We start from the raw sequence: 4,651 nt of genomic DNA, 5'->3' as shown, positions 1-4,651 counted from the left end.
AAAAAGGTATTGGTGATGATGCTGACCGAGTGCGTGGACTTTTGCGGGACTAAACGGTATCGTTTGAGTACTACCGAACTGATCTTGCTTGCTCGAAATATTCACTTCGATTTGCGCTATACTCCCCTTAAACTATCTGGGTTACAAGGACAGTACAAGTAAATCTTTCGGATATTTATTGCGTATGAACGGCATAGCTTCGCAGATAACTTTTTCTATAGGCCTTTCTTCCAAATTCCCGTTGGAAGCGGTTGAAGAACTCTATGCCGGTGCTTTGATAGCCTGTAAAAAATATGGTGTAGACCTTGTTGGAGGTGATACATCGGCATCGGTGCAAGGCTTAATTATCTCCGTAACTAGTATAGGATATGCCGATGAAGACAAAATTGTCTATCGCTCAGGAGCCACAAAAAGGCGATCTCCTCTGTGTATCAGGTGATTTGGGAGGTGCCTATGTAGGACTTCAGCTTCTAGAAAGAGAGAAAAGAATACTTTTTGGAAAATCCTTAAATATTCAGCCGGATCTGGAAGGAAAGGATTATATCGTCGAGCGTCAGCTAAAACCGGAAGCACGTAAAGATATCGTAGAACTCCTTAGAGAATTGGATATAAAACCTACTTCCATGATCGACGTATCTGACGGTCTTGCTTCGGAAATCTTACATATCTGTGAAGCATCGAATGTGGGATGTAAGCTGTATGAGGAGAAAATTCCTATTGATCCGATGACATATGATACGGCTCGCGAATTTGGATTGGATCCTACTGTATGTGCGCTGAGTGGTGGTGAAGATTATGAGTTGCTATTTACCGTACCACAGTCGGATTATGACAAAATCAAAGGTCATCCCGACATTACTGTAATTGGCTATATTACAGAACCTTCTGAAGGGAAAGATATGATTTCGAAATCAGGAAAAGTACACCAGCTCAAAGCTCAAGGCTGGAATGCTTTTATCCAAAATAAATAAGTAATTTCTCAAAATATTAAAAAAGCCTGGCCTACAATGTCAGGCTTTTTTGCTTATATAAGAAGCATTTCATTTTCAGGCTGCTTTTTGTATATTTAGTATAGACCAATCTATAAACTTATGGCAGCCTTATGGACTCCTTCAAAACAATATGCTGAAAGCTCCACTTTATATGCTTTTCAAAAGTTTGTAGAACAAAGATATTCGGTTCACTTTGCTGATTATCAAGGATTTCATGCATGGTCTATAGAACATATCGAATCTTTTTGGGAAGCTATTTTACATTTTTTCAATATCTCCTACTCCGGAACATACAATAAGGTTTTATCTTGGAATGCTAATGAGAAAGATTTTATCGGAGTAAGATGGTTTGAGGGTATAGAACTTTCGTATGCTGAACATATTTTTAAATCTTTTGATGCGAATAGCATAGCCATAAAATTCTGTTCTGAATACGAAGCATATAAGGAAATTACCTGGCAAGAGCTCGAAAGCAAGGTAAGTAGGATACAGCAATTTCTAATGGATAGAGGTATCCGGAAGGGAGACCGAGTAGTAGGTGTACTGAATAACAGGGTAGACACGGTGGCTATTTTTTTAGCAGTAAACAGTTTAGGAGCTATCTGGTCGTGCTGCTCTCCCGATTTTGGGGATAGAGCTCTTGCCGAGCGTTTTGAACAGATAGAGCCTAAACTTCTTTTTATAGAAACCTCCTACCAGTATAACGACAAGATTTTCTCCAAAAGGGATACTTTGGAGATGTTGAAAAACAGCTTGAAAACATTACAAGAGGTTGTAGATCTTAACGATAGCATGTGGAATTCCTCTATAGAGAATTATACGCCGCAACCTCTAACGTTTGTAAGAGTTCCATTTGCACATCCCATCTGGATATTGTATTCTTCCGGCACTACGGGAAAACCTAAAGCTATTACCCATAGTACAGGAGGTAATTTGCTGGAACATTATAAAGCTTTGGCTATACACCAAAATGTTCAAAAGGGTGAGAATTTCATTTGGTATACTACCACGGGATGGATGATGTGGAATTATGCTTTATCTTCCTTGCTGTGTGGTGCTACATTGTGTATGTTTGATGGTATTATAAATCATAATGGACACAGAACTTTTTGGGATTTTCTAAAGCGAGCAAAGGTGCATCATCTCGGAGCAGGTGCCGTCTATTTTACCTCTATAGAGCATTTGGAAATAAAGGATTACCAACCTAAAGTCATAGGCTCAACAGGGTCACCTCTACCTGCTTCTACTTTTGAAGCGTTACAAGCTAAATTTCCGGATGTACATATTATATCCTTAAGTGGAGGCACGGACGTTTGTTCTGCTTTTCTTTCAGGAAATTCTATGCTACCAGTATTTGCTGGACAGCTTCAATGTAAAACCTTGGGTGCCGACATTGCCGCTTATAATGAAGAAGGACATTCCGTAGAAAACGAAGTAGGTGAACTTGTAATACGGAAACCTATGCCTTCCATGCCCGTTTACTTTTGGAATGACGAAGAAAATAAAAAGTATAGAGAAAGCTATTTTGATAAGTTTCCTCATGTATGGGCACATGGAGATTGGATAAAGATCATTACCGGGGAAGGAATTATTATCTACGGACGTTCAGATGCTACATTGAATCGTGGAGGCGTACGCATTGGTACAGCTGAAATTTATAATGGGGTACATTCTTTGAAAGAGGTGAAAGATGCTTTGGTCATTACCGTGGATAAGGTTGATGGCAGTTCGAAGATGGTGCTTTTCGTACAGCTCGAGAAGGATGTTTTGTTGGATGAGAAGCTTACAGTACAGATAAAAAATACATTACGTACACAATATAGTCCACGCCATGTGCCGGATCTTATCTTTCAGGTACATGATATACCTTATACGCTTAGTGGCAAAAAACTGGAACTTCCGGTAAAAAAGATATTTTCCGGAAAATCTTTAGAAAGTTCCGTATCACGAGATATCATGCGCAATCCAGATAGTATAGCCGAATATTTTAAGATTTATAAAGAAAAGTTTTTATAGGCTGTTACGTCTGGATTACGCCAACGTTATATCTTGGAATATCGGGGTTATGGTTGGCTGCTTCTATCCCCATGGAGATTATTTTTCGGGTCTCCTTAGGTCTATTACGCCATCTACCCACAGTCTCGCTGCCGCATAGTAGGGACTTAGCTGTTCGTTGTATTGCTTTTCTATATTTTCTAGCAAAGCTTTTTTATCCTCTTCGGAAAGGGAAACACCTTTGGCTTTAAGTGCTGCTTCCTGAATTTGGAGGAGCGTTTTTCCGGCAGAGGCGCCACTCATCACAGCGATCTGTGCAGTAGGCCAGGCGTATATGAGTCTAGGGTCGTATGCTTTGCCACACATAGCATAGTTGCCGGCACCATAGCTATTTCCCACGATGAAAGTGAATTTAGGAACTACAGAATTGGCCATGGCATTTACCATCTTAGCTCCATCTTTAATGATGCCCCCATGTTCGGAACGTGAACCTACCATGAAACCCGTAACATCCTGAAAGAATACCAGAGGAATTTTTTGTTGGTTGCAGTTCATGATAAAACGGGCGGCTTTATCTGCAGAATCTGAATAAATAACGCCTCCCATTTGCATCTCTTGCGTACCTCCCGGCTTTTTGGCTTTTACGATTTCTCTTTGATTGGCTACAATGCCTACTGCCCATCCATCGATACGTGCCAAGCACAGATAAGCGTCTTGCCATAATCTTTTTTGTATTCTTCAAGAGAATCTGCATCCACTATAGCTTCCAGGATTTTACGCATGTCGTAAGGTTTAAGCCTGTCTATAGGCAAGGTGTTGTATAGTGATTCTATATCTGCTTTAGGCTTACGAGAAGTTATTCTCGAAAAACCAGCCGTAGCAGAACTTCCCATTTTGTCTATGATATTTTTTATGGCATCTAGGCAGCTTTCATCATTTGGATATTTGTTGTCTACTACACCCGAAATTTCGGTATGTGTGATTGCACCTCCCAAAGTTTCGTTGTCTATCTGCTCGCCTATAGAAGAACGTACGAGATATGAACCCGCCAAAAATACAGAGCCTGTGCCTTCCACGATTAAGGCGTAATCCGACATAATGGGAAGATAGGCACCTCCGGCTACGCAAGAGCCCATGATGGCAGCAATCTGTGGTATTCCCATGGACGACATCTTGGCATTATTACGAAAGATTCTACCAAAATGTTCTTTATCCGGAAATATTTCATCCTGCATAGGCAGATAAACACCGGCAGAATCCACCAGATAAATGATAGGAATTTTGTTTTCCATGGCTATCTCTTGTGCACGGAGGGTTTTCTTTCCTGTGATAGGAAACCAAGCTCCAGCCTTCACCGTGGCATCATTGGATACAATAACGCATAATCTACCTTTGACATATCCCATAACGACCACTACCCCACCGTTGGGACATCCTCCATGTTCGCTATACATTCCATCTCCAGCGAAAATACCTATTTCTGTGTACGGGCTTACCCTCAATCCAAAAGATATACCTCAACCCGTTCCATGCCGTTCTATTTTCCTTTCTTTGTGATTCTTCTCTCAACTTTATCYAYAGCCTCCGTCCGATAATGAATGTTTTCGTTATTTCGATTTTAAATATTGTCAGTAAGGATCGCATATAATTATTATATAATTGGT

The 4,651-nt window shown here is 40.5% G+C and carries 3 protein-coding genes and 1 pseudogene; 3 read left to right on the top strand and 1 reads right to left on the bottom strand.

The window, feature by feature from the left end; all coding sequences use genetic code 11:
• The first annotated feature begins 184 nt into the window (after positions 1-184).
• The 3 genes from SD31_RS21095 to SD31_RS01655 all read left to right on the top strand — a co-directional run bounded on the left by SD31_RS21095 (position 185) and on the right by SD31_RS01655 (position 3,008).
• Positions 185-439, top strand: a complete 255-nt coding sequence (locus tag SD31_RS21095; protein WP_410528224.1) for an AIR synthase related protein — start codon at positions 185-187, stop codon at positions 437-439.
• A complete protein-coding gene (locus SD31_RS21090) occupies positions 375-971 on the top strand; it encodes a thiamine-phosphate kinase (protein ID WP_410528223.1) in 597 nt (198 codons plus the stop codon). The genes SD31_RS21095 and SD31_RS21090 overlap by 65 nt, the downstream gene beginning before the upstream one ends.
• A 120-nt stretch (positions 972-1,091) precedes the next feature.
• Positions 1,092-3,008 carry an acetoacetate--CoA ligase gene (locus tag SD31_RS01655; protein ID WP_039052871.1) on the top strand — a complete coding sequence of 639 codons (1,917 nt, stop codon included), beginning with the start codon at positions 1,092-1,094 and terminating at the stop codon, positions 3,006-3,008.
• Between the two features lie 78 nt (positions 3,009-3,086).
• Here SD31_RS01655 and SD31_RS01650 read toward each other — a convergent pair.
• A pseudogene (locus SD31_RS01650) lies at positions 3,087-4,393 on the bottom strand (acyl-CoA carboxylase subunit beta).
• Positions 4,394-4,651 lie beyond the last annotated feature (258 nt).

This window comes from Sphingobacterium sp. T2, from assembly GCF_000814685.1.
Taxonomy (GTDB): domain Bacteria; phylum Bacteroidota; class Bacteroidia; order Sphingobacteriales; family Sphingobacteriaceae; genus Sphingobacterium; species Sphingobacterium thermophilum.
The sequence above is the reverse complement of the archived record's forward strand: the minus strand, read 5'-3'. Positions and strand labels throughout refer to the sequence as shown.

What these genes read in the sequence shown, in the direction of transcription:
- SD31_RS21090 (WP_410528223.1), top strand. Translation starts at nt 375, where the DNA reads ATGAAGACAAAATTGTCTATCGCTCAGGAGCCACAAAAAGGCGATCTC.
- SD31_RS21095 (WP_410528224.1), top strand. Translation starts at nt 185, where the DNA reads ATGAACGGCATAGCTTCGCAGATAACTTTTTCTATAGGCCTTTCTTCC.
- SD31_RS01655 (WP_039052871.1), top strand. Translation starts at nt 1,092, where the DNA reads ATGGCAGCCTTATGGACTCCTTCAAAACAATATGCTGAAAGCTCCACT.